Annotated in this window: 19 protein-coding genes; all 19 read left to right on the forward strand. The window is 74.4% G+C overall.

Translation table 11 applies throughout. The features are described from left to right. Positions 1-3: 3 nt before the first annotated feature. The 19 genes from ACSHWO_RS29160 to ACSHWO_RS29250 all read left to right on the forward strand — a co-directional run bounded on the left by ACSHWO_RS29160 (position 4) and on the right by ACSHWO_RS29250 (position 22,050). Positions 4-789: a GNAT family N-acetyltransferase gene (locus ACSHWO_RS29160; protein WP_438316407.1), complete on the forward strand. Its 786-nt coding sequence runs from the start codon at positions 4-6 to the stop codon at positions 787-789. A gap of 113 nt (positions 790-902) precedes the next feature. Next, positions 903-2,186, forward strand: coding sequence for an ATP-grasp domain-containing protein (locus tag ACSHWO_RS29165; RefSeq protein ID WP_438316410.1), 1,284 nt, complete (start codon positions 903-905; stop codon positions 2,184-2,186). Positions 2,187-2,271: 85 nt separating this feature from the next. Further along, on the forward strand, positions 2,272-2,643 hold the full coding sequence (locus tag ACSHWO_RS29170) for a cupin domain-containing protein (protein ID WP_361098204.1): 372 nt from the start codon (positions 2,272-2,274) through the stop codon (positions 2,641-2,643). Further along, the gene (locus tag ACSHWO_RS29175; protein ID WP_361098201.1) at positions 2,640-3,734 is read left to right on the forward strand and encodes a pyridoxal phosphate-dependent aminotransferase; all 1,095 of its coding nucleotides are present in this window, start codon (positions 2,640-2,642) and stop codon (positions 3,732-3,734) included. Before ACSHWO_RS29170 ends, ACSHWO_RS29175 begins: the two co-directional genes overlap by 4 nt. A 56-nt stretch (positions 3,735-3,790) precedes the next feature. After that, complete coding sequence (locus ACSHWO_RS29180; protein ID WP_438316413.1) at positions 3,791-4,480, forward strand: GNAT family N-acetyltransferase; 690 nt, start codon at positions 3,791-3,793, stop codon at positions 4,478-4,480. Positions 4,481-4,535: 55 nt separating this feature from the next. Then, positions 4,536-5,948 carry a KamA family radical SAM protein gene (locus tag ACSHWO_RS29185; protein WP_438316416.1) on the forward strand — a complete coding sequence of 471 codons (1,413 nt, stop codon included), beginning with the start codon at positions 4,536-4,538 and terminating at the stop codon, positions 5,946-5,948. Next, positions 5,945-7,024 (forward strand): L-erythro-3,5-diaminohexanoate dehydrogenase, encoded by a 1,080-nt coding sequence (locus ACSHWO_RS29190; RefSeq protein ID WP_438316419.1) that lies wholly within the window; start codon positions 5,945-5,947, stop codon positions 7,022-7,024. The genes ACSHWO_RS29185 and ACSHWO_RS29190 overlap by 4 nt, the downstream gene beginning before the upstream one ends. Then, positions 7,021-8,730 carry a lysine 5,6-aminomutase subunit alpha gene (locus ACSHWO_RS29195; RefSeq protein WP_438316422.1) on the forward strand — a complete coding sequence of 570 codons (1,710 nt, stop codon included), beginning with the start codon at positions 7,021-7,023 and terminating at the stop codon, positions 8,728-8,730. The genes ACSHWO_RS29190 and ACSHWO_RS29195 overlap by 4 nt, the downstream gene beginning before the upstream one ends. Then, on the forward strand, positions 8,727-9,530 hold the full coding sequence (locus tag ACSHWO_RS29200; protein ID WP_404233232.1) for an OAM dimerization domain-containing protein: 804 nt from the start codon (positions 8,727-8,729) through the stop codon (positions 9,528-9,530). Before ACSHWO_RS29195 ends, ACSHWO_RS29200 begins: the two co-directional genes overlap by 4 nt. Positions 9,531-9,585: 55 nt before the next feature. Then, entirely contained in the window at positions 9,586-11,133 is a 1,548-nt protein-coding gene (locus ACSHWO_RS29205; RefSeq protein WP_438316426.1) for an amino acid adenylation domain-containing protein, read from the forward strand. Positions 11,134-11,289: 156 nt separating this feature from the next. Next, positions 11,290-11,652: a DUF1304 domain-containing protein gene (locus ACSHWO_RS29210; protein ID WP_385817141.1), complete on the forward strand. Its 363-nt coding sequence runs from the start codon at positions 11,290-11,292 to the stop codon at positions 11,650-11,652. After that, positions 11,649-12,215, forward strand: coding sequence for a TetR/AcrR family transcriptional regulator (locus ACSHWO_RS29215; protein ID WP_361098177.1), 567 nt, complete (start codon positions 11,649-11,651; stop codon positions 12,213-12,215). Before ACSHWO_RS29210 ends, ACSHWO_RS29215 begins: the two co-directional genes overlap by 4 nt. A 98-nt stretch (positions 12,216-12,313) precedes the next feature. Continuing rightward, positions 12,314-13,888, forward strand: a complete 1,575-nt coding sequence (locus ACSHWO_RS29220) for a monooxygenase (protein ID WP_438316431.1) — start codon at positions 12,314-12,316, stop codon at positions 13,886-13,888. A gap of 23 nt (positions 13,889-13,911) precedes the next feature. Then, positions 13,912-14,577 carry a TetR/AcrR family transcriptional regulator gene (locus tag ACSHWO_RS29225; RefSeq protein ID WP_438316434.1) on the forward strand — a complete coding sequence of 222 codons (666 nt, stop codon included), beginning with the start codon at positions 13,912-13,914 and terminating at the stop codon, positions 14,575-14,577. A gap of 142 nt (positions 14,578-14,719) precedes the next feature. Next, positions 14,720-16,285 carry an alpha/beta fold hydrolase gene (locus ACSHWO_RS29230; protein WP_438316437.1) on the forward strand — a complete coding sequence of 522 codons (1,566 nt, stop codon included), beginning with the start codon at positions 14,720-14,722 and terminating at the stop codon, positions 16,283-16,285. Between the two features lie 12 nt (positions 16,286-16,297). Continuing rightward, entirely contained in the window at positions 16,298-17,914 is a 1,617-nt protein-coding gene (locus ACSHWO_RS29235; protein WP_438316440.1) for an alpha/beta fold hydrolase, read from the forward strand. 61 nt (positions 17,915-17,975) lie between these two features. Then, positions 17,976-18,659: a Crp/Fnr family transcriptional regulator gene (locus ACSHWO_RS29240; RefSeq protein ID WP_361098162.1), complete on the forward strand. Its 684-nt coding sequence runs from the start codon at positions 17,976-17,978 to the stop codon at positions 18,657-18,659. Positions 18,660-18,814: 155 nt separating this feature from the next. Continuing rightward, positions 18,815-19,714, forward strand: a complete 900-nt coding sequence (locus ACSHWO_RS29245; protein ID WP_438316443.1) for a hypothetical protein — start codon at positions 18,815-18,817, stop codon at positions 19,712-19,714. Continuing rightward, positions 19,711-22,050, forward strand: coding sequence for a hypothetical protein (locus ACSHWO_RS29250; RefSeq protein ID WP_438316446.1), 2,340 nt, complete (start codon positions 19,711-19,713; stop codon positions 22,048-22,050). The genes ACSHWO_RS29245 and ACSHWO_RS29250 overlap by 4 nt, the downstream gene beginning before the upstream one ends. Positions 22,051-22,069 lie beyond the last annotated feature (19 nt).

Consider the following 22,069-nt stretch of genomic DNA (forward strand, 5'->3'; position numbering starts at 1 on the left):
ACCATGAAGCACTGGCCGCTCACCGGCATCAGCGTCCGCACGTCCCGCATCGAACTGCGCTGGCCCACCCCCGAGGACCTGGACGCCCTCGCGGACCGGGCCGTCGAGGGGGTGCACGCCCCCGGGTTCATGCCGTTCTTCTCGCAGTGGACGGACGGCAGCCCCGAGGAGGTCGCCCGCCGCGTGCTCCAGCGGCACTGGAACGCCATGGCCTCCTGGACGCCGGAGGACTGGACGCTGTACCTCGTCGTCGTCCACGACGGCGAGGTGATCGGCTCGCAGAGCCTGGGCGCCCGGGACTTCGGCGTCACCCGGGAGGTGCTGCTGACCTCCTGGCTGTCCCTGAGCCGGCAGGGCGAGGGCCTCGGCGGGCACGCCCGGGCGGCCGCCCTGGAGCTCGCTTTCACCGGGCTCGGCGCCGAGCAGGCGTTCTCCGTCGTGCGCCGGGGCAACGAGGCCTCGCAGGGCGTGTGCCGCAAGTTCGGCTTCGAGCACGACGGCAGCCAGATCAACGCCGTGCGCGGCGAGCAGGTGGTCAGCGACCGCTTCCGGCTCGGCCGCGAACGCTGGCTCGCCCACCGCACCGTCGAGGCCGAGGTGGCCGGCACCCGGTCCGCGCTGCCGCTGTTCGGCCTGCCGGCCACGCCCGCCACGCCCGCCGCGCCCGCCGCGCCCGCCGCGCCTGCCGGGCCCGTCGGCCGGGGAGGCGTCGCCGTCCCCCGCACGCCCCTGGCCAGCGTGCTGTCCGGCGTGCGGTACGCCGAGGAATCCGACCAGCCCGCGGCGTAGCCGGTACCCCGGCCCTCCCCCCCCACACACACACCGCGCATCCCCGGCACCACCGGAGCCGCCCGCCGCCCGGGCGGCTCCCGCTACCGTTCCCCGGAGAGGAAAGAACCGCCATGCCCGAGCGCCCCGTCATCGTCGTCGTCTACGACAAGGGCTCCGCGTCCGTCATCGACATCATCGACGGCCTGGCGCCGCTCGGCAGCCCCGTGCTGGCCCTGTGGCCCTCCGAACACACCGACGACGTCGGTCCGCTGGCGGAGGAACTCGCCCCCGTGGTCCGGCTCGACGCCCAGGACCACGACGCCTCGGCCGCGCTGCTGCGCGCCCACGCGCCGGACGCCATCCTCACGTTCAGCGAGACCAAGCTGGCCGTCACCGCCGAGCTCGCCGAACGGCTCGGCCTGCCCTACCACACCCCGGCCACCGTGGAGCTGCTCCGCGACAAGTACGCCCAGCGCAGCCGGCTGCGCGAGCACGGCGTCGACTCGGTGCGCTCGTACCGGCTGACCCGGCCGGAGGACTGGACGGGGGCCCTCGCCGCCGTGGGGCTCCCGGCCGTGCTCAAGCCGTCGAGCGGCCAGGGCAGCCGCAGCACCCACCTCGTCGAGGACGCGCAGGAGGGCGCCGAGCTGGCGCGGCTGCTGCTGACCGGACCGGACGCGGAGACCTCCCTGGTCCTGGAGGAGTACCTCACCGGCCGGGACTGCGCACCGTACGGCGACTACGTCTCGGTGGAGTCCGCCGTCAGCGCAGGGCGGATCTCCCACTGGGCGGTCACCGGCAAGTTCCCGCTGGCGCCCCCGTTCCGCGAGGTCGGCAACCTGCGCCCGGCCGTCCTGCCCGAGGACGAGCGGGCCGCGGCCCTGGACACCGTCACGGCGGCCCTGCAGGCCCTCGACATCACCACCGGCATCAGCCACACCGAGCTCAAGCTCACCCCGGACGGCCCGCGGATCATCGAGGTCAACGGTCGGCTGGGCGGTTGGCAGACCCAGCTGGCCCGGCTGTCCGGCGAACTGCGCCCCGTCGAACTCGCCGGCCGGGTCGCGCTCGGCGAGGACGTCTCGCACGTGCACGCCGACGAGCGCCGGGTGGTGTTCTCGTGGTGCGTGCCCGCACCGTCCGACGGCGGCACCTACCTCGCCGTACACGGCCTGCGGGCCGTACTGGCCCTGGAGGGCGTGGAGAACGTCATCATCCCGCACTCCACCGGCGACCGGCTCCCCGCCGGGGTGCAGTCCAGCGAACTGGCCTGGGTGGAGGCCGTGGCACCCGACCACGACGCCATGTTCCGGCTCGTGGACCAGGTCCTGGCCGTCCTGTCCTTCACGGTCGAGGGGCCGGACGGGCAGCCGCGCACCGTCGCCGCCGGCCGTCCGGCCGTGCCGGTCTCCTGACGTCCCGCGGACTCCAGCGCCGCTCGAGCGGGATCGGCCAGGCTCAGCCCACCGAGAGACCGAACCCGAACAAGGAGTGGCGTCCGTGGCAACCGCCGAGATCCGCACCGACGTACCGAAGTTCCTGCCGGTCGCCGGCCACCACGATCCCGCTCCCTTCTATCTGACGGCGGACATGTTCGGCGGTGTGCCGGTGCAGATCGCGGGCGGGCCCATCGACCACCTGGTGGGCCGCCCCGTCGCCGACCCGCACCGGCACGAGGTCGCCGAGATCTACTTCCTCGTCTCGCCCCGGCCCGGCGGCGCCCGCATCGAGGTGACCGTCGACGGGGAGACGCACGAGCTGTCGTCCCCGGCCCTGCTGCACGTGCCCGCCGGCGCCGAGCACCGCTTCCTCACCCTGGAGGCCGAGCCCGGCAGCTACTGCTTCGGCGTACTGCTGGGGGACGCCGCGTGAGCACCACCGCGAGCCCCGCCGCGACCGGCGCCGGCCCCGCTCGGCTGCACCTGAGCGAGAACCCCTTCGGCTGCAGCCCCGCCGCGCTGCGGGCCGCCCGCGAGGCCCTCGACCCCACCGCCCGGTACCCGGACCCGGCCCGCACCGACGTCGCCGCGGCCATCGCCGTACACGCCGGCGTCGACCGGACCCAGGTCGCCGTCGCCAACGGCAGCGACGAACTCGTCCTCCTGGCCGCCCTCGCCCTCGGCGACCGCGACCGCCCGGGCGTCACCACCGCCGGGACCTTCCCCGGCTACCGCATCTGCCTGGACACGGTGGGCCGCGGCTGCGAGGAGGTCCCCCTCGACGGCGGCCGCACCGACGCCGGGGCCGTGGCGGCCGCCATGGACGGCGCCGGCATCGCCTACCTGTGCCACCCGCACAACCCGAGCGGGGCCGTCCTCGACCGGGCCGCGTTCGACCTGCTGGTCGAGCGCGCCGCGGCAACGGGCACCCCGCTCGTGGTCGACGAGGCCTACCTCGAATTCGCCCCCGCCGGCACCCCGCAGGTCCTCGACTACCTGGACGGCGGCGCCCCGCTGCTGTCGCTGCGGACCCTGTCCAAGGCGTACGGCCTCGCCGCACTGCGCATCGGGTACGCCGTCGGCAGGGCCGACCTCGTCGCCCGGCTGCACGCGGTCCAGGGCACCATGCCGTTCAGCGTCAACGCCGTCGCCCAGGCCGCCGCCGTCGCGGCCCTCGCCGACCGGGACCACCTGGCCGACGTGGTCCGCCGCAACGACCGGCGCCGCGACTGGTTCCGGGACGAACTGCGCCGGCGGGGGCGGCAGTCGCTGCCCACCACCACCAACTTCGTCGCCGTGCCGGTGTCGGACCCGGCGGCGGCCGAGCGGCTGCTCGCCGAGGAGCACGGGATCCTCGTCCGCGACGCGGGCCGGTTCGGCTTCGCCGGGCACCTGCGCATCTCCCTCGGCCCAGAGGACGCCCTCGTCCGGGTCCTCGACGCCCTCGACGTCATCGACCCGGTCGGCGCCCCCGCCGAGGACCCCCGCCCGTTCGCGGCCGCCGGGGCCCCGTCCGCCCGCTGACCATGGCCGACCGCCGGCGGCGGACCGGCGGCACCGCACTACCAGGAGGACTCCCAGTGACGCACGCCGTCATCATCAACACCCGCGAGCAGTACGCCGTGTGGCCCAGCGCGAACGACCTGCCCGCCGGCTGGCAGAGCACCGGCTGGACCGGCACCGAGCAGGCGTGCCTGGACCGCATCGCCGAACTGTGGACCGACGGCCGCCCCACCCCCGTCCGCGAGGCCGCCGCCGAGGACGCCGCCCGTCCCGCGCTCCAGCTGCTGGCGACCGCCCGGCTGTGGCTGCGCGAGGTGCTGCCCGCGGAGGCCCGCCGGATCACGGCCGGCGAGTCCGCCGGGCTCGACTGGCTGGGCGGCGCCCCCAGCGCCGAGACGCAGATCGCGTCGAAGATGCTCGTGCGCGCCGCCGACGCGGGCCTGCACCAGCCCGGCTGGGGCATGTACCTGCTGGTACGGGCCGAGGACGCCTGGGTCGTCGGCGCGATGGGCTTCCACGGCCCGCCGTCCGACGGGTCCGCCGAGATCGGCTTCGACCTCGCCGAGCCGGCCCGGGGCCAGGGCTACGCCACGGAGGCGCTGGCGGAGCTGGCCGCGTGGGCCCTGCGCCGGGACGGCGTCGACACCGTCATCGCCACCACCACCGAGGACAACGCCGCCTCGCAGCGCGTCATGGAACGGGCCGGCTTCTCCCTGCTGCCCGAGCGCGACGCCGAGGGACTGCTCGTCTACCGCCTCCCCCACTGACCGACGGCCCCCCGAGGAACCGCGAGACCCGAGAGAACCGAGAGAACTGAGGAACATGGTGTCCCGTTCACTGCGCGCCGAGGCCGTCCCCGCGGACACCGTCGCCGAACCCCTGCCGCAGCCGTACGCCTACCGCCGCCACGAGGCCGTCGAACCCGACTGGCGGCGCTTCCCCGGCTGGCGCGACGTCACCGAAGAGCAGTGGCGCGACCCGCAGTGGCAGCGGGCCCACTGCGTCAAGGGCGTGCGGGAGCTGCACGCGGTGGCCGGGTCCGGGCTCGACGAGGCGTTCTACGCCGACCTGGAGGCCGACCAGCGCGAACACGCCACGATGCCGGTCCTGCTGCCGCCGCACGTGCTGAACACGATGGCGCCCCACGGCCCCGTCGAGACCGCCGCCTGGTACGAGGACCCGGTCCGCCGGTACATGCTGCCGGTGGCCTCCGACCGGCACCCGCTGTGGCCCAGCCACCCGCTCGCCTCCCGGGACTCGCTGCACGAGGCCGAGATGTGGGCGGTGGAGGGCCTCACCCACCGCTACCCGACGAAGGTGCTCGCCGAGCTGGTGACCACCTGCCCGCAGTACTGCGGACACTGCACCCGGATGGACCTCGTCGGCACGTCCACCCCGCAGATCACCAAGTACCGCTTCGTCCTGCGGCCCGCGGACCGGCTGGACCGCATGATCGACTACCTCCGGGCCACGCCGACCGTCCGCGACGTCGTCGTCTCCGGCGGCGACGTCGCCAACGTGCCCTGGCCGCGGCTGGAGGCCTTCGTCGGCCGGCTGCTGGACCTGGACTCGGTCCGCGACATCCGGCTCGCCAGCAAGGGCCTGATCGGGCTGCCCCAGCACTGGATGGCACCCCAGGTCCTCGACGGGATCGCCCGGCTGTCCGCCCGCGCCCGCGAGCGCGGAGTGTCCCTGGCCATGCACACCCATGCCAACGCGGCCCAGCAGGTCACCCCGCTGGTCGCCGAGGCCTCCCGGGCGCTGCTGGACGCCGGCCTGCGCGACGTGCGCAACCAGGGCGTCCTGCTGAACGGTGTGAACACCACGCCCGAGGCCCTGCTCGACCTGTGCTTCGCCCTGCTCGACTCGGCCGGCGTCATGCCGTACTACTTCTACCTCTGCGACATGATCCCGGGCGCCGAGCACTGGCGGGTGCCGCTGTCCCGCGCCCAGGCGCTGCAGCGCTCGATCATGGGCTACCTGCCCGGGTTCGCCACCCCGCGCGTGGTCTGCGACGTGCCGTACGTGGGCAAGCGCTGGGTGGACCAGGCCGACGGCTACGACCGCGAGCGCGGCATCTCGTACTGGACCAAGAACTACCGCACGACGGTCGACCAGGACGACCCGGCGGCGCTGGACCGGGTGCACCACTACTACGACCCGGTGCAGACCCTGCCCGAGTCGGGGCAGACGTGGTGGACCAGCAGCCAGAACCTGATCGGCGGGACGTCATGACGTCCGTCGCGACGCGCACCCCCTCGCCGTTCGGACTCCACCGGGTGCTGGAGCCCGCCGGCGTCCTGCCCCAGGCCGCCCTGCGGCTCGACACCGATCCGCGGATCGCGCCGGACGAGGTCCGCATCGACGTCACCTGCCTGAACCTGGACGCGGCCTCCTTCCGGCAGCTGCGCGAGGCCCACGACGGCGACGGCGACGCCGTCCGGCGCGCGGTGTGCGACCTCGTCCGGGACCGCGGCAAGATGCACAACCCGGTGACCGGGTCCGGCGGCATGCTGATCGGTACCGTCGCCGCCGTGGGGCCGCAGTCGCCGCTCGGCCTGCGCCCCGGCGACCGGGTCGCCACCCTGGTGTCGCTCACCCTGACGCCCCTGGAGATCACCGACGGGCTGCGCGACTGGGACGGCCTCGGCGAGCGGGTCCCGGCCCGCGGCCACGCCGTCCTCTTCGGCCGGTCCGTCGCCGCCGTCCTGCCGGACGACCTGCCCGACGAACTCGCCCTGTCCGTCCTGGACGTGTGCGGCGCGCCGGCCCTGACCGCCCGCGTCGTGGAGTCGTACACCCGGTCCGGGACCGCGCCCTCGGTGCTGGTGCTCGGCGCGTCGGGCAAGTCCGGGTCGCTGTCGCTGGCGGCGGCCCGCCGCGCGGGCGCCGGCCGGCTCGTCGGCGTGGTCCCCGACGCCGCGGAAGAGGCCGCGCTGCGCGCCGCCGGGCTCGCCGACGAGGTCGTACGGGCCGACGCGCGCGACGCGCTCGCCCTGCACGCGCAGCTGGAGGAGCACGGCGGCCCGGCCGACATCACCGTCGTGTGCACGGACGTCGGCGGCTGCGAGCACGCGGCGGTACTGGCCACCCGCGACGGAGGTTCGGTCGTGTTCTTCTCCATGGCCACGTCGTTCAGCGCGGCGGCGCTCGGCGCCGAGGGCCTGGCCGGCGACGTCACCCTGCTGATCGGCAACGGCTACCAGCCGGGCCACAGCGACCTCGCCCTCGACCTGGTCCGCGAAGTACCCGGCGTACGCGACCTGTTCGACCGTACGGCGCGGCACGCGGGGAACGGAGCCGCACGATGACCGCGCCCGTCGAGGCCCCTGCCGCCGAGTCCCCCGCCCCCGTCGAGGCTCCCGCCCCCGCCCCGGTGTCCGCGGCCGCGCCGGCCGCCCCGACCAGGCGGGCCGGCGCAGGCCGGCCCGCGCCGGACGTCCCCGTGCCGCCCGCCTCCGCGAAGCTGGGCCTGGACCCGCGCACGGTCGAGCGGGCCCGGGAACTCGCGGCCCGCGCCGGCCGCCCCGTCGTGGAACTCGCCCGCTCGCACACGACGGTGTCCGTCGAGCGCGCCACCCTGCGCCTGGCCGGGCTGGACGGCGCCGACCCCGAGGGCATCCCGTGGGTCAACCGGCTCGTCGACACCGTCGCCGACGCCGTCGGCCTGGAGCACGGCGTGTGCCTGCCGGTGTGGGACGCCCTGCTCACCGGCCGCTACCGGGACCTGACCGACCTCGCCGCCCACGCCGCCGCCCGCACCGTCTCCTTCCGGATCCCGGAGGGCGCGCAGGCCGAGGCGGCGGCCCGCGCCGCCCATGCCGCGGTCGCCCGCGGCATCGCCGCGATCGACGCCCGCCGCGCCGAGCGGACTCGCCTGGCGGGGGAGTTGGGCAACCCGCCCGCCCCCTGGATCTACCTGATCGTGGCCACCGGCGACATCTACGAGGACATCCGCCAGGCCCAGGCGGCGGCCCGCGGCGGAGCCGACGTGATCGCGGTGATCCGCTCCACCGGCCAGTCGCTGCTCGACTACGTACCCGAGGGCGCGACCCGCGAGGGGTACGCCGGCACCTACGCCACGCGCGAGAACTTCCGGCTGATGCGCGCGGCCCTCGACGAGGTCTCCGCCGAACTGGGCCGCTACGTACGGCTCACCAACTACGCGTCCGGGCTGTGCATGCCGGAGATCGCCGCCCTGGCCGGTCTCGAACGCCTCGACATGATGCTCAACGACTCGATGTACGGAATCCTCTTCCGCGACATCAATCCGGTGCGCACCTTCGTCGACCAGCGGTTCTCCCGGCAGCTGCACGCCCGCGCCGGCATCCTCATCAACACCGGCGAGGACAACTACCTCACGACCGCCGACGCCGTCGACGCCGCCCACACCGTGACGGCCAGCCAGCTGCTCAACGAGTACTTCGCCAAGGAGGCCGGCCTGCCCGACGGCCAGCTCGGCCTCGGCCACGCCTTCGAGATCGACCCGGACCGGCCGGAGTCCTTCCGGCTGGAGCTCGCCCACGCGCTGCTGGCCCGCGAGCTGTTCCCGGACGCACCGCTGAAGTGGATGCCGCCGACCCGGCACATGACCGGCGACGTCTTCCGCGGCTACCTCCTGAACGGCTTCTTCAACCTGGCCGGGGCGCTCACCGGGCAGAGCATCCTGCTGGTCGGGATGATGACGGAGGCCGTCGTCACCCCGTTCCTGTCCGACCGCGACCTGGCCCTGCAGAACGTCCGCTACGTCCTGGGCGCGGCCGGCTCGCTGGCCGAGGACTTCCGCCCCGCCCCGGACGGCTTCATCACCCGACGCGCCCACCACGTGCTCGACGAGGCCGTCGACCTGCTGGCGCGCATCTGCGACGACGGACTGCTGGACGCCATCGGGCGCGGCACCTTCGGCGGGATGCGGCGGCCCGCGGACGGCGGGCGCGGCGCGGACGGCGTGTTCCGCCGCGCCCCCGGCTACCGCAACCCGGCCGCCGACATCCTGGAAGGAACCGAGGCCCCATGAACACGGCCCCCCGGACCACCGGAACGGTCCGCCCGTACGGCGACACCACCGACGACGGCATGGTGCAGCTGTCCTTCACCCTGCCCCTGCCGCACGGCCCGCGCGCCGAGGGCGCGGCGCTCCAACTCGCCCGCCGCATGGGAATGGAGCGCCCGCTGCTCGTGCACAGCAAGGCCGTCGGCGGCACCGACTTCAGCTTCTTCGTCGTGTACGGGGCCGTGACGCACGCCGTGGACCTCGCCGAGGTGCAGGTGACCGAGCGCGACTACCCGCTGCTGTCCGCCAAGGAGGCGGACGCGGCGATCGGCGACGGGCTCGGCCGCAAACTCGTCGTGATCGGCGCCTGCATCGGCACGGACGCGCACACCGTCGGCATCGACGCGATCCTCAACATCAAGGGGTTCGCGGGCGAGAAGGGCCTCGAGTACTACAAGTCGATGCGCGTGCTCAACCTGGGCGCGCAGGTGCCGGTGGACGAGCTGGTGCGCCGGGCGCGCGCCGAGCGGGCGGACGCGGTCCTCGTCTCGCAGGCGGTCACGCAGCGGGACGCCCACCTCACCAACGTGCGCGAGCTCAGCGCGGAACTGCGGGCCGAGTTCGCGGACCACGAGCGGCCGCTGCTGGTCGTGGGCGGCCCCCGCTTCGACGCCTCCTCGGCCGCCACGCTGGGCGCCGACCGGATCTTCGGCCGGGGCACCACCCCGGGGGACGTGGCGAGCTACCTGGTGCACGCCCTGGTCCCGGCCGGGTCCCCGGGGCCCGCGCCGGTACCCGCCGCCGTCCTGGAGGGCGTCGTCTGACGCCCCCTGCGCCCCGTGTCCCGCCCGCAACGTCCAGCTGGAGAATCAGAATCCGATGAACAGCCCCCTTGGTGACGGCGCGCCACCCGCCCCGTCCGGGACCGCCGACCGCATCGACACCCGGTTCGCCGGGGTTGCCGCCCGCGCCGCCGCCCGTACCGCCGCCTGCGATGCCGACGGGACCCTGACCTACGGGGAACTGGACCGCCTCGCCGACGAGATCGCCCACCACCTCGACGACCGCACCGGCCCCGGCCGGCTCGTCGCGCTGCGCGCCGCCCGCAGCCGGTACGCTCCCGGAGCGGTCCTCGGCATCCTGCGCTCCGGCGCCGCGTACCTTCCGGTCGACCCGAACTACCCGCAGGCCCGCCAGGAGTACCTGCTGGGGGACTCCGGCACCGAACTGGTGCTGTCCGACAGCGGCCTGCTGGCGGACGAGACCCCGATCGCCGAGGTGGGCCCCTTCGTCCTGGCGAGCCGCAGCACGTCGCGCGCGGACGGCTCCGCCGCCCCGCAGCTGCCCGCCGACACGGCGTACGTCATCTACACCTCGGGCTCCACCGGCAACCCCAAGGGCTGCATGGTCGGCCACGCCCAGGTCCTCGCCCTGATGGACGCGGCCGTACCGCTGCTCGGCACCGGCGCGGACGACGTGTGGACCCTGTTCCACTCGCTGAGCTTCGACTTCAGCGTCTGGGAGCTGTGGGGGGCCCTGCTGTACGGCGGCCGGGTGGTCGTCGTCGACAGGGAGGCGGCGACGGACCCGCTGGAGTTCGCCCGCCTGCTGGCCGCCCGGAACGTCACCGTGCTGAACCAGGTGCCGTCCGCGTTCGGGAACCTCGTGGCCGAGGCCGTCGCCGAGCAGGTCCGCCTCCCCGACCTGCGCCGCGTCGTCTTCGGCGGCGAGGCGCTGGTCCCCGCGGACGTGCAGCGCTGGTGGGCCGCGGGGATCGCCCCGGACGCCCTGCTGGTCAACATGTACGGGATCACCGAGACCACGGTCCACGTCACGTACTGCCCGCTGACCCCCGAGACCCTCGCGGGTGCCGTACCCGGCCGGACGCCGATCGGCAGTCCGCTGCCGCACCTCACGGTCACGCTGCGCGACGCCGAGGGCCGCCCCGTGCCGGCCGGCGAGCCGGGCGAGATGTGCGTCGGCGGCACCGGCGTCAGCCACGGCTACCTGGAGCGCCCCGACCTCACCGCGGCCCGCTTCGTCGACGCCGGGGACGGCTCCGGCCGGTACTACCGCAGCGGCGACTGGGCGGTCGCCGACGGCGAGGGCCTGCTCCACTACGCCGGCCGACAGGACGGCCAGGTCAAGCTGCGAGGCTTCCGCATCGAGCTGGGCGAGATCGAGTCGGCGCTGCGCGCCCTTCCCGGAGTGTCGGGTGCGGCCTGTCTGGTGACCCTGGACGGCCACGGCGACCAGGCGCTCACCGCGTACGTCGTCGCCGACCCCGGCACCGTACGGGCGGCCGCGGTCCGCACGGCGCTCGCCGAGCGACTGCCGGGCCACATGGTGCCCCAGCACGTCCGCCACCTGGACCGCCTCCCGGTGACCCCGCACGGCAAGCTCGACCGCGCGGCGCTGGCGGCGTGAGCCACGGCCGCCGAGGGGCGGTCGAGCCGACGGCCGGCCGGCGCGGGCCCCGCCACCCTTGACTTCCTGGACAGGTGTCCATATATTCGAGACACCTGTCCAGGAAGTGTTTCGAGTGTCCGCGTGCTGCGCGGCGCGGGGGGAGTGGCTGAGCCGATGGAGACGACCGCGACCGTGCTGGTGGGCCTCGTGGCCCTGTTGCACGCGTATTTCCTGGTGCTGGAGATGTTCCTCTGGGAGCGCGCGCCCGGGCGCAAGCTGTCCGGCTTCGACGCCGACCTCGCCCGCGCCACCGCTCCGCTCGCCGCGAACCAGGGCCTCTACAACGGCTTCCTGTCGGCCGGCCTGGTCTGGGGCCTCTTCGCCGCCGACCCGACCGGCTTCCGGGTCCGGGTCTTCTTCCTCGGCTGCGTGGTGATCGCCGGGGTGTACGGCGCCCTCACTGCCAACCGGCGCATCCTGCTCGCCCAGGCGCTGCCGGGTGCGCTGGCGCTCGCCGCCGTCCTGCTCGCCGGGTGACCGCGGTGCCGGAGGACCCCCGTACCGAGCGGACCCGGGCCAAGCTGCGCCGGGCCCTGCTGGAGGAGTGCGCGAGCGGCCCGCTGGACAAGGTCGGTGTCGCCGCACTGGTGCGCCGGGCCGGCGTCGGCCGCGCCACCTTCTACGTCCACTACGCCGATCTGGAGGCGCTCGCCGTCGACGCCTGCGCCGAGATCGTCCGCGAGGCCGTGGACGCCCTGCACGCCTGGCGCGGCGTCCCCGACCCGGCGAGCCCGCCGCCCGCCCTGGTCGAGTTCTTCGAGGGGATCCCCCTGCACGCCGGGCTCTACCGGGAGTTGCTCCGTCCCGGCGGCGGCGGTCCGCTGGGCCTCGTCCTGCACCGCGACCTGCGCGCCCGCAGTCGGGACGAGCGTGCGCTGGCCGGTGCGCCGGAGCCCGAGCTGGTCGCCTCGGCCGTGGCGGCGGCCTTCGCCGGGGTGTTCGCCGACTGGCTGCACGGGGCGATCGCGGCGAACCCGGCCGAGATCGCCGGGCGGGTCTGGCGCCTGCTGATCAGCCTCCACCGGACGCCGCTGCCCTGACCTTCCGTTTGACGGGCCGCTCGGGACCCCGACTATAGTGAACAGCGTTCACGTGAACGTCGTTCACTAATGTGCGGGATTCCCGAGAGGACACCCCCATGCCCTTTGACGTGATCGTCGTCGGAGCCGGCCCGACCGGCCTGCTGCTCGCCTGCGAACTGGCCCTCGCCGGAGTGCGCACCCGGATCGTCGAGCGCCGCGAGCACCCGCAGCCCCACTCCCGGGCCCTGACCCTGCACCCGCGTAGCGTCGAACTGTTCGACCTGCGCGGCATCGCCCCCCGCTTCCTCGGCCCCGGTCGGCCGGTACCCGGCTGGCACTTCGCGGGCCTGAACACCCGGCTCGACTTCACCGCACTCGACACCCGGCACCCCTACACCCTCTTCCTCGCCCAGGCCCGCACCGAGGCCCTGCTGGAGGAGCGGGCCCGTGAGCTGGGCGTCGACCTGCGGCGCGGGCACACCGTCACCGCAGTGCGCCAGGACGCCACCGGCGCCGAGGTCGACGTACGCGGCCCCGACGGCGCAGCGGAAACACTGCGGGCGGCCTACGTCGTCGGCTGCGACGGCGCCCGCAGCCCCGTCCGCGAGGCCGCCGGAATCGGCTTCCCCGGCACCGACGAGACCCTCACCGGCATCCTCGGCGACTTCGAGGCCCTCGACACCCACGATCCGGCGCTGCGCCGGGCCCGGGAGCGCGGGCTGATCGTCGCCCCCGTCGAGGACGGCGTCACCCGGCTGGTCCTCGTCGACCCGGCCCGGATGCGGATCCCCTCCCGCGAGCCGGTGACCCTGGAGGAGTTCCGCGCCTCGCTGACCGACTACTGCGGCTCGGACTGCGGTGTGGGGCGGCCCCGCTGGCTGTCCCGCTTCGGCAACGCCACCCGGATCGCCGAGCGCTACCGCTCAGGCCGGATCCTGCTCGCCGGCGACGCCGCCCACATCCACTTCCCCGCGGGCGGCCAGGGCCTGAACACCGGTCTCCAGGACGCCATGAACCTCGGCTGGAAACTGGCCGCCGAGATCCACGGCTGGGCCCCGCCCGGACTGCTCGACAGCTACGACGCCGAGCGCCGGCCCGCCGGCCGGGCCGTCACCGAGAACACCGAGGTCCAGAACCTGCTGCTGGAACTCGTCCTGGTGGAGCAGTACGCACGGCCCGCCGCGGCCCTGCGCACCCTCCTCGACGAACTCCTGACCCTCCCGGACGTCAACCACCGCCTCGCCGGCCGCGTCTCCGCCCTCCACACCGCGTACCCGGCAGCCGGCTCCGGCTCCGATCCAGCCTCCGACCCCGACGCCGACCAGGGCGCAGACCCGGGCGCAGACCCGGGCGCCCCGGCGGGCCGGCGGATGCCGGACATCGGCCTGACGACCGACGCCGCCGGAGCCGGCCGGGCCTACGAACTGCTCCACGACGGCCGCTTCGTCGTCCTGCACCTGGCCGCCCCCGAAGGACTGCCGACCCGGGCCTGGGCGGGCCACGTCCGCACCGTGACCGCGTCCTCGTACGAGGCACGCCCCGAACTGGCCGGTGTCAGCGACCTGCTGATCCGACCCGACGGCCACATCGCCTGGGCGGGCCGCAGCACGGACCCGCGGCAGCGCACCGCCGACCTGGCCCGCGCCCTCACCGCCTGGGCCGGACCCCGCCAGGACACGCAGCCGTGCTGATCACCGCTCACTAGAGTGGGGGCATGAGTACGCCGACCCGCACGGGGCGGGGCCGCCCGCCCCGCCTCGATCCCACCCGGACGATCGAGACCGCCCTCGCGCTGCTGGACGAGGGCGGTCTCGACGCGCTCACCATGCGGCGGCTCGCCGACGCGGTGGGGGTGCAGGCCGGGGCGCTCTACCGGTACTTCGCCACCAAGGAGGACCTGCTCACCGCGATGGCGGAGCGGATGCTGGAGCAGGTCGGCGCCCCTCCCGCCGCGGAGCACGAGGCCGCGGACTGGGCCGCGCGGCTCGCGGACCTGGCGCGGTCCCTGCGCCGGGCCCTGCTCGCCCACCGCGACGGGGCGCGCGTCTTCGCCGGCACGCACTCCACCGGCCCGAACACCCTCGGCATCGCCGAGTCCGGGATCGGCCTCCTGCGCACGGCCGGTTTCGCCGACGCCGACGCGGCCCGGGCACTGCTGGCCGTCGTCCACTACACCGTGGGCCACACCCTGGAGGAGCAGGCCGCCCTGGGCCGGGACGGCGAGGCCCCCGCGGACCCGCAACTGCTGCGCGACGCGGTCACGGCGGCCGGCACCTATCCCCACCTCACGGCCACCCTGCCGACCCTGACCAGCCCCGACCTCGAGGCCCACTTCGAGTTCGGCCTCGGCCTGCTCGTCCGGGGCCTCGCGCGCACGTAGCCCGCCGGCGGCGGTCGTCGCCGTCCGTGTGCGTGCCGGCGTACCGCACGGTACCTTCGGTATACGTGCGTGCGTTCCGCCCACACCGCTGCGGCGCTGCCCGGCCGGGCAGCCGTGGACGTCGGCAGAGGAACGGGATCGTATGGCAAGGCACCGCATCAACGCGGCCGCCGCCGCGACCGCCCTGGCCTGCCTCGCGGGGTTCGGCCCGGCAGGGGGCACTGCCGCAGCGCCGCCCGCCCGCGCCACCGCACCCGGTCCGACCCCGACCGCTCCGACCGCATCGGCACGGTTCGTGCCCGGCCCCTGCCCGAAGACGCCCGAACCGATCGCCGCACTGGCCAAGGCCCGGTGCGGCTTCCTGGAGGTCCCCGAGAACCGTGCCCGCCCCGCCGGCCGGACCATCCGACTGGCCGTCGCGGTCGTCCCCGCCGCCTCGGCGGAACCGGCCCGGGACCCGGTGGTGTTCATGGCGGGCGGACCCGGCGGCGACACCTTCGACGACATCCCCGTCCTGGTCGGCGCCGGAGTGAACCGGGACCGCGCGCTGGTCATCATGGCCCAGCGCGGAAACCTCCACGACCAACCCCACCTCGCCTGCCCCGAACTGGACCGCTTCGCCGCCCGGTACGTGGGCCTCGGCCACGACTCGGCGCCGGCGAAACAGCTCCTGCTGGACGCGGTGAAGACGTGCCGGGACCGGTTCGCGGCCGACGGGATCGACCTGAGCGCCTACAACACCGCCGAGAACGCGGCCGACTTCGCCGACCTCCGCAGGGCACTCGGCATCGCACGGTGGAACGTCTACGGGTACTCCTACGGCTCCGACCTCGCCCTCACCTACCTGCGCGACCACCCTGACGGCATCCGCGCGGTGGCGATCGACTCGGTCACGCCCCCGCAGGCCGCGACCCTGCCGTGGACCTGGAGCAGCGCCCAGGAGGGCATCACCACCATCCTCGGGGCGTGTGCGGCCGAGCCGCGCTGCAACAGCCGCTACCCGGACATCGCCCGTACGCTGACGGAACAGGTACGCAGACTGGAGGCGGAGCCGCTCACGCTGAGCGCCCGGCCGCCGCGCGGCGGAGACCCGGTCGAGGTGGTCCTCGACGGGGGAGCCGTGCTGAACCTGCTGGTCGCGGGCGCCGTGAAGGCCCCCGACGTCCCGGCCTCGATCGACGAGCTGGGCCGCGGACACCCGGAGCGCTTCGCGCGGGCCCGCGCGGCCGACTCGGTCCAGGCCGTCGGCACGACGGCGCACGGCCTGACCGAGTCGGTGGCCTGCAGCGAGTGGGCGCCCGGCCATACGGAGACCGACGTGCTGGACGCGGGGCGCCGCGCCTTCCCCGGCTGGCCGGACACGGTCCTGGCCCAACCGCCCCAACTCCCCTTCCAGTACGACGTGTGCCGCCTCTGGAACGTTCCCGACCGTGCCGCCATCCAGCGGGTGGCCACCGTCAGCGCGGTCCCCACGCTCCTCGTCTCCGGGTCGTTCGACGGCAAGACCGGGGCGAGTTGGGCGAAGGAGGCGGCCCGTACGCTGTCCCGCTCGACCTCCGTACAGATCCCCGGCATCACCCACTGGGTGGTACCCCAGTCGCCCTGCGCACAAAAGGTGCTGGCCTCCTTCCTCGCCCGTCCGACCGCACCCGACACCGGCTGCGTGGCCGGCGCCGCACCCAAACCGTTCACGATCACGCCGGAATGAGCAGGAGGGCCGATGGCACACCACCCTGCGCCCCGTCGTCGCCGCAGGTCGGCCGCGGTGGCCACCGGAGTCCTGATCACGGGCCTGCTCACCGTACCGGCCCACGCGCAACACGGCGCCGGCGCAGGGGCCGGCCCGAGCCCCGGAGCTCCGATCGGCACGGTGGCCCGGACCGCGGGCGACGCCCGCTTCGAGCCCGGCCCCTGCCCGAAGACGCCCGAGCCGATCACCGCGCTCGACGACGCCCGCTGCGGAACGCTCACCGTGCCCGAGAACCGCACCCGACCCCACGGCCGGAAGATCACCCTCGGCGTCGCGATCGTCCCCGCGGCCTCCGCCACCCCGAAACCCGACCCGATCGTGTGGCTCGCCGGCGGCCCCGGCGACGACGCGGTCGGCGAGGCGAAGATGGCGATCGACGGCGGCCTCAACCGCGACCGCGACGTCGTCTTCATGTCCCAGCGGGGGACGTACTCGGCCCACCCGGCGCTCACCTGCCCCGACATCGACCGGTTCAACGCCCGCGCCGTCGGCCTCGTCTCCGACGCGCCGTCCACGGAGCGGCTGCACGTCGAGGCGACCCGGGCCTGCCGCGACCGACTCGCGGCCCTCGGAGCCGACCTGAGCGCCTACAACGACACCGAGAGCGCCACCGACTACGCGGACCTCCGCGCCGCACTGGGCGTCAAGGAATGGAACCTGTTCGGCATCTCCTACGGCACCCACCTGGCACTCGTCGCCATGCGCCAACACCCCGAGGGGATCCGCTCGGTCGGCATCGACGGCATCCTGCCGCCGTCGAAGGCCGGATCGGCCCTGACCTGGAGCAGCGCCAGACAGGGCTTCGACGGCCTGTTCAAGGCCTGCGCGCAGGACCCGGCCTGCAACCGCCGCTACCCGAACCTGTCGGCCACCTTCGAGCGCCTCGTGCGCGAACTCGAAGCCGAACCGGTCACCACCACGGTCAAGGTCCCCGGCAACCCGAAGCCGGTGAAGGTCGTCCTCGACGGCGGAGCCCTGGTGAACTGGCTGACCTCCGCCACCCACGTGGCGCCCGGGGTGCCGCGCTCGCTCGACGAGCTCGCGCACGGCAGACCCCAGCGGATCGCCGAGCAGTGGGCGGGCGGCAAGCTCAGCCCCCAGGCCGTCGGCCGGGTCGCCCACGGACTCGTCTACGGCGTCTTCTGCAGCGCGTGGACCCCGTACGAGACGCAGGCCCAGGCACTGCGCGGAGGGCAGGACGCCTACCCGTCGTTCCCCCGCTCGGTACAGGCCCAGGCACCGCAGCTCACCTTCCTCCGTCCGGACTGCGACGCCTGGAACGTCCCCGCGGCCCCCCGCTCGATCCGGGACGCCACCCGCAGCGACATCCCCACCCTGGCCCTGTCGGGCGGCTTCGACGCCCAGACCGGCGCGGCCAACGGACCGTACGTGGCCCGCACGCTGGGCCGGGCGAAGGTCGTCACGGTCCCGTACGAACCCCACGTGGTGTTCGCGACGTCGAAGTGCGCACAGGAGATCACCGTGTCGTTCTTCGACGACCCCGCCGCCCCGAACACCGCATGCCTGAAGACCCTCAGGCCCCCCGAGTTCGACACAGCCCCTGAACCAGGGCCGCGCATGCGCTAACCTCCCGGCTCGTTGCAACCATCGTGCGCTGCCCGAAGGGGCGGGCGGGGAGAAATAGTTGATGCAGTTCGAGGACCAGGTCCCGTTCGTCGCCCGGTTGGACTCCGACGACCGGAAAGCGCTCATCCACAGCGGCACCCCTCTCGCCTTCCCCGCGAGACAGGTCTTGTTACGGGAGCACGAACCCTCGACCCATGTCCTGATCATCCTCTCCGGATGGGCAAAAGTGACCTCCGCGGCACCCAACGGGTACGAGGCGCTCCTCGCCCTCCGCGGCCCCGGGGACATCGTCGGAGAGCAGGCCCTGCTCAGCGGACGGCCACGGGGAGCCACGGTCACTGCCCTCGAACGGATCGAGGCGCTCGCCGTCCCCGCCGACCGTTTCGGCACGCTCCTGGACGAACGACCGCTGATCGCACGCAAGTTACTCGCTCTGACCGCCGACCGCACTCGCGACAGCGACCGGCGGCGCGTCCAGTTCGCCTCCCTCACCGTGCAGGAGCGCCTCGCCCTGCTCCTGCTCGAACTGATCCGCACCCACGGCAAGGAGTCGGACGACGGCGTCCAGCTCCGGGCCGGGCTCACCCAGAGCGACCTCGCAGGCTCGGTCGGTGCCTCGCGCGAGGCCGTCGCCCGGCTGCTCAAGCCGCTGCGCGAGCGGGGTGTCGTACGGACCGGGCGTCGCGGGATCGTCGTCGTACGACCTGACGTACTGAGGCAGATGGCGCGGTCGGGGAGCAGCTGACCGGGCCGGCGGACCGGCCTGCGCCCGGCCCCGTTCTGTGCACGTGGTCACATTGCGAGTGTGCCAAGTTCCGTCGCCCCGGACGCACTGCACCTGGCATCTTCATCGATGTCCCGAAGGCCCCGAGAGGGCCGTGTCACCCGCGGAAGGCGCCCATGCACGAGCCTGTCAACCGGACCATCCTGCTCTTCGACATCGAGCGGTTCAGCCGCCGCGACGACGTGGTGCAGGTTGTCCTGCGGCGTAGCTTGAACAAGATCGTGGACCTGGCACTCGAAGCCGCCGGAGTCGAGGCCACCCAGCAGTACCGTGAGGACCGCGGTGATGGACTGATCGCGTTGATCAGCGCAGACGTGGCCAAGACCGTGCTCCTGCGCTCGCTCCTCACCTCCATCCCCGACCTCCTCCACGAGCACAACCTGCTCGCCTCGGACAGCGCCCAGATGCGGCTGAGGATTGTCCTCGCCACAGGCGAGGTGGCCCACGACCCGCACGCCGGGACCACCGGTGGACTCGTCGGACACGACCTCAACCAGGCATGCCGACTGCTGGACGCCGACGTGCTGCGTGCCGCGCTCGCGGCACGGCAGGAGGAGCACTGCGTCCTCGCCGTGAGTGCGCCGGTGTACGAGGGCGTGATCCGCCACGGTCACCGAGGGGTGCGCCCGGACCTCTTCCAGGCAGTGGAGGTCGTCGTGAAGGACGGCGTGCTCCCCGCATGGATCCACCGGGGTACGGCGCCGGACCGGATGTCGGCCCCCGCCGTCGCACCTGCGGCGTCGCCGGACTCCGCCTGCGGTGGCGTACCGGCGCCCGAGTCGGCCGAAGTTCCGGCGCCCTCTCCCGCCGGTAGCGGGGCGGTGGGCGAGGCCGCTTCATCCGCCCCGCAGCAGCGGTCGACCGGGGCGGTGTTCCACTTCCACGGTGCGCCGGTCATCCACGGCTCCTTCGTCGGTGGTGACCAGCACGGCGTGAGCGGCGGCCACGTCACCGGTGACGTCGTCCTCGGCGGCACCCGTAACCAGGACGGCCCCCAGGGCGGCGGTCGGTCGTGAACGCACCCCGGGACCACCTGGCTGGCGTGCAGGGGCAGGGCCCGTACCCGGACCGCCCCGCGACCGCCTCACCCACGCCGGAGGCGCCCGGCGAAACAGGCGCCGTCGCCGAGGAGTTATCGGAGATCGAGGCCGAGGCCGAGAGCGAACACGCCTGGGACTCCCGCCGCGACCTCTACCGGCACAGCCCCGGCATCATGCTCGGGCATTCCGCCCGGATCGGCGGCTCGCTGATCGGCGGCGACCAGCACGGCGTCAGCGGCGGCCATGTCACCGGCGACGTCATCCTCGGCGGCAGCAAAGTGGAGTACCACCTCGGCGGCGACCCCGAGGAGCGGTCCGGCGAGATCCCCGGCTCCGAAGTCGAGCTCCTGGCGGAGAGCTTCATCTATCCACCCGCCGAGTCCGACGAAACCGCCACGGCCGATCGTCGCGAAACGGATCAACCGTGGGAGCCGGGGAGCCCCTTCGCACTCGCCCTCGCGCTGCTCAGGAAGCACCGCCTGGCCGTCCTCTCCGGCCCCGCCACCACCGGCCGCAGGGCAGCCGCCCTCATGCTGCTCCGCGCAGTCGGCTCCCGCTCCTACCGGGCCCTCGACCCGGCGCTCCCGCCCGGTCGGCTCGCCGGGGAAATCCGGGAGGGCTGCGGCCACCTCGTCGCCGACTTCGCCACCAGCCCCGAGCGCCCCCTGCGCGAGCACCACGTCCGAGCCCTCAGCGAGCGCCTCCAACAGGCCGACGGGCACCTCGTCCTTGTCGTCGGACCCCACCCCGTCGTCCACGGCGGCGTGGGTCACGTCCCCTGGAAGCCCCCGGAGCCCGCCGCACTGCTCGCCGGACACCTCAGGAACAAGAACCTGGCCGGGCGGAGCTCAGACGAACTCCTCGCCCTCAGCGAGGTACGGTCCGTCCTCGCGCACCATCGGCCGGTCGCCGACACCGCCCGCTTCGCCGACCGCGTCGCCGGCTACGCCCGGGGCACCGTGTCCCTCGCCGAGCTCCGCGCCTTCGGCCACTATGCCGCCGAACGCCAGGTCCGGGAGTGGTTCGACAGCGCCGACCACACCCTTCACGACAAGGCGTTCCTCATCGCCCTCGCCACCTTCGACGAGGCGCCCTACCCGCTCACCGCCGAGTTGAGCGATGTCCTGTTCGGCCTCCTCCAGCGCATCGAGAACCCCGGGGAGCCGGCCCGGATCCCCGTCTTCGGGACCTCCAGCGCCCAACGTGTCGAGCAGGCGCTCGCCGATCGCTACCAAGAGCCGGAGGAGACCGAATGGGGCCCGGTGCTCCAGACCAAGGTCCAGTTCAGGGACCGACTCACCGCGATCACCCTGCTGCGCGAGGTCTGGACGGGCCACCCGTCCGCCCGGCCCGCGCTCGTGGCCTGGCTGCGCCGCCTCGCTGACGACCCGCGACCCGTCGTCCGCACCCGCGCCGCCGCCACCGCCGCCGTCATGGCCGAGGCCGACCTGCCGTCGGCCATGGCCCTCCTCATCCGCTCCTGGGCGGCGGACCAGCGGCTGCGCGCCCGGCTCGCGGCGGCCAACGCGCTGGCCCTCGCCCACCACCTCGGCGCTCCGCACGTCTCCCGCATCCTCGCGCAGTGGTGCACCGCGGGGGACCACCGGTTGCGGTGGACCGCCGTGCGCAGTTACGCCCTGGTCGGTGACGCCTTCCCCAAGGACGCGCTCACCGCGCTGATCGACGCCGTACGCGGAATGGAGACCCGGGGCGGCCCTGCACGTGGCTGGGCAGAGGAGCTCAACGACCTCGCCCAGTCCGCCGCCGCGCTGCTGCTCGCTGCGGGGCAGGAAGCGGCCGAAGGCGACGGCTGGGACGCTGCCGCCGACCTGTGGGGGGCGCTCCTGAGCCTCACCCGTGGCACCACCAGGCAGTTCGCGCTGCGGGCCGTGGTCCACGCCGGCGGGCCCACGGACGGGCCCGCGGGGCGTCCTCTCCTGCTCGACCTGTTCGGACGCGCCGACCCGAAACCCGGCACGGACGGAGCGGTGCTGCGGCACTCCATCGCCGCCCTGTGGCGGAGCGTCCTCAACGACGCCATGTGCTCCGTGTCCGGCCTGAACACCCTGCGCCAGTGGGTCCGGGCCGCCGAGAACGACCCGGGGGCCGAGACCGCTCTCGCCGAACTCGTGCCCCTTCTCGCGGTCTCCGTCGAGGACCACCGGCGGCTCGCCTACCTCCTCGACAACATGAGCGGTGATGGCGGCCCCGCCCCGCTCGCCGTGGCCCTCCGGCTGCGCGCGCTCGTTTCCGCCCCGCGTGCGGAGCCCCCACCCCTCGGCGCCCCGGCCGCCGCCGCCCCGTCCCGGTGACCAGGGCGAAGCCGCTTGA

This window comes from Streptomyces pallidus (ex Mingjun et al. 2026), assembly GCF_051550185.1.
In the GTDB taxonomy this organism is placed as follows: domain Bacteria; phylum Actinomycetota; class Actinomycetes; order Streptomycetales; family Streptomycetaceae; genus Streptomyces.

What these genes read in the sequence shown, in the direction of transcription:
- ACSHWO_RS29160 (WP_438316407.1), top strand. Translation starts at nt 4, where the DNA reads ATGAAGCACTGGCCGCTCACCGGCATCAGCGTCCGCACGTCCCGCATC.
- ACSHWO_RS29240 (WP_361098162.1), top strand. Translation starts at nt 17,976, where the DNA reads ATGCAGTTCGAGGACCAGGTCCCGTTCGTCGCCCGGTTGGACTCCGAC.
- ACSHWO_RS29235 (WP_438316440.1), top strand. Translation starts at nt 16,298, where the DNA reads ATGGCACACCACCCTGCGCCCCGTCGTCGCCGCAGGTCGGCCGCGGTG.
- ACSHWO_RS29225 (WP_438316434.1), top strand. Translation starts at nt 13,912, where the DNA reads ATGAGTACGCCGACCCGCACGGGGCGGGGCCGCCCGCCCCGCCTCGAT.
- ACSHWO_RS29195 (WP_438316422.1), top strand. Translation starts at nt 7,021, where the DNA reads ATGACCGCGCCCGTCGAGGCCCCTGCCGCCGAGTCCCCCGCCCCCGTC.
- ACSHWO_RS29230 (WP_438316437.1), top strand. Translation starts at nt 14,720, where the DNA reads ATGGCAAGGCACCGCATCAACGCGGCCGCCGCCGCGACCGCCCTGGCC.
- ACSHWO_RS29245 (WP_438316443.1), top strand. Translation starts at nt 18,815, where the DNA reads ATGCACGAGCCTGTCAACCGGACCATCCTGCTCTTCGACATCGAGCGG.
- ACSHWO_RS29190 (WP_438316419.1), top strand. Translation starts at nt 5,945, where the DNA reads ATGACGTCCGTCGCGACGCGCACCCCCTCGCCGTTCGGACTCCACCGG.
- ACSHWO_RS29210 (WP_385817141.1), top strand. Translation starts at nt 11,290, where the DNA reads ATGGAGACGACCGCGACCGTGCTGGTGGGCCTCGTGGCCCTGTTGCAC.
- ACSHWO_RS29200 (WP_404233232.1), top strand. Translation starts at nt 8,727, where the DNA reads ATGAACACGGCCCCCCGGACCACCGGAACGGTCCGCCCGTACGGCGAC.
- ACSHWO_RS29185 (WP_438316416.1), top strand. Translation starts at nt 4,536, where the DNA reads ATGGTGTCCCGTTCACTGCGCGCCGAGGCCGTCCCCGCGGACACCGTC.
- ACSHWO_RS29205 (WP_438316426.1), top strand. Translation starts at nt 9,586, where the DNA reads ATGAACAGCCCCCTTGGTGACGGCGCGCCACCCGCCCCGTCCGGGACC.
- ACSHWO_RS29165 (WP_438316410.1), top strand. Translation starts at nt 903, where the DNA reads ATGCCCGAGCGCCCCGTCATCGTCGTCGTCTACGACAAGGGCTCCGCG.
- ACSHWO_RS29220 (WP_438316431.1), top strand. Translation starts at nt 12,314, where the DNA reads ATGCCCTTTGACGTGATCGTCGTCGGAGCCGGCCCGACCGGCCTGCTG.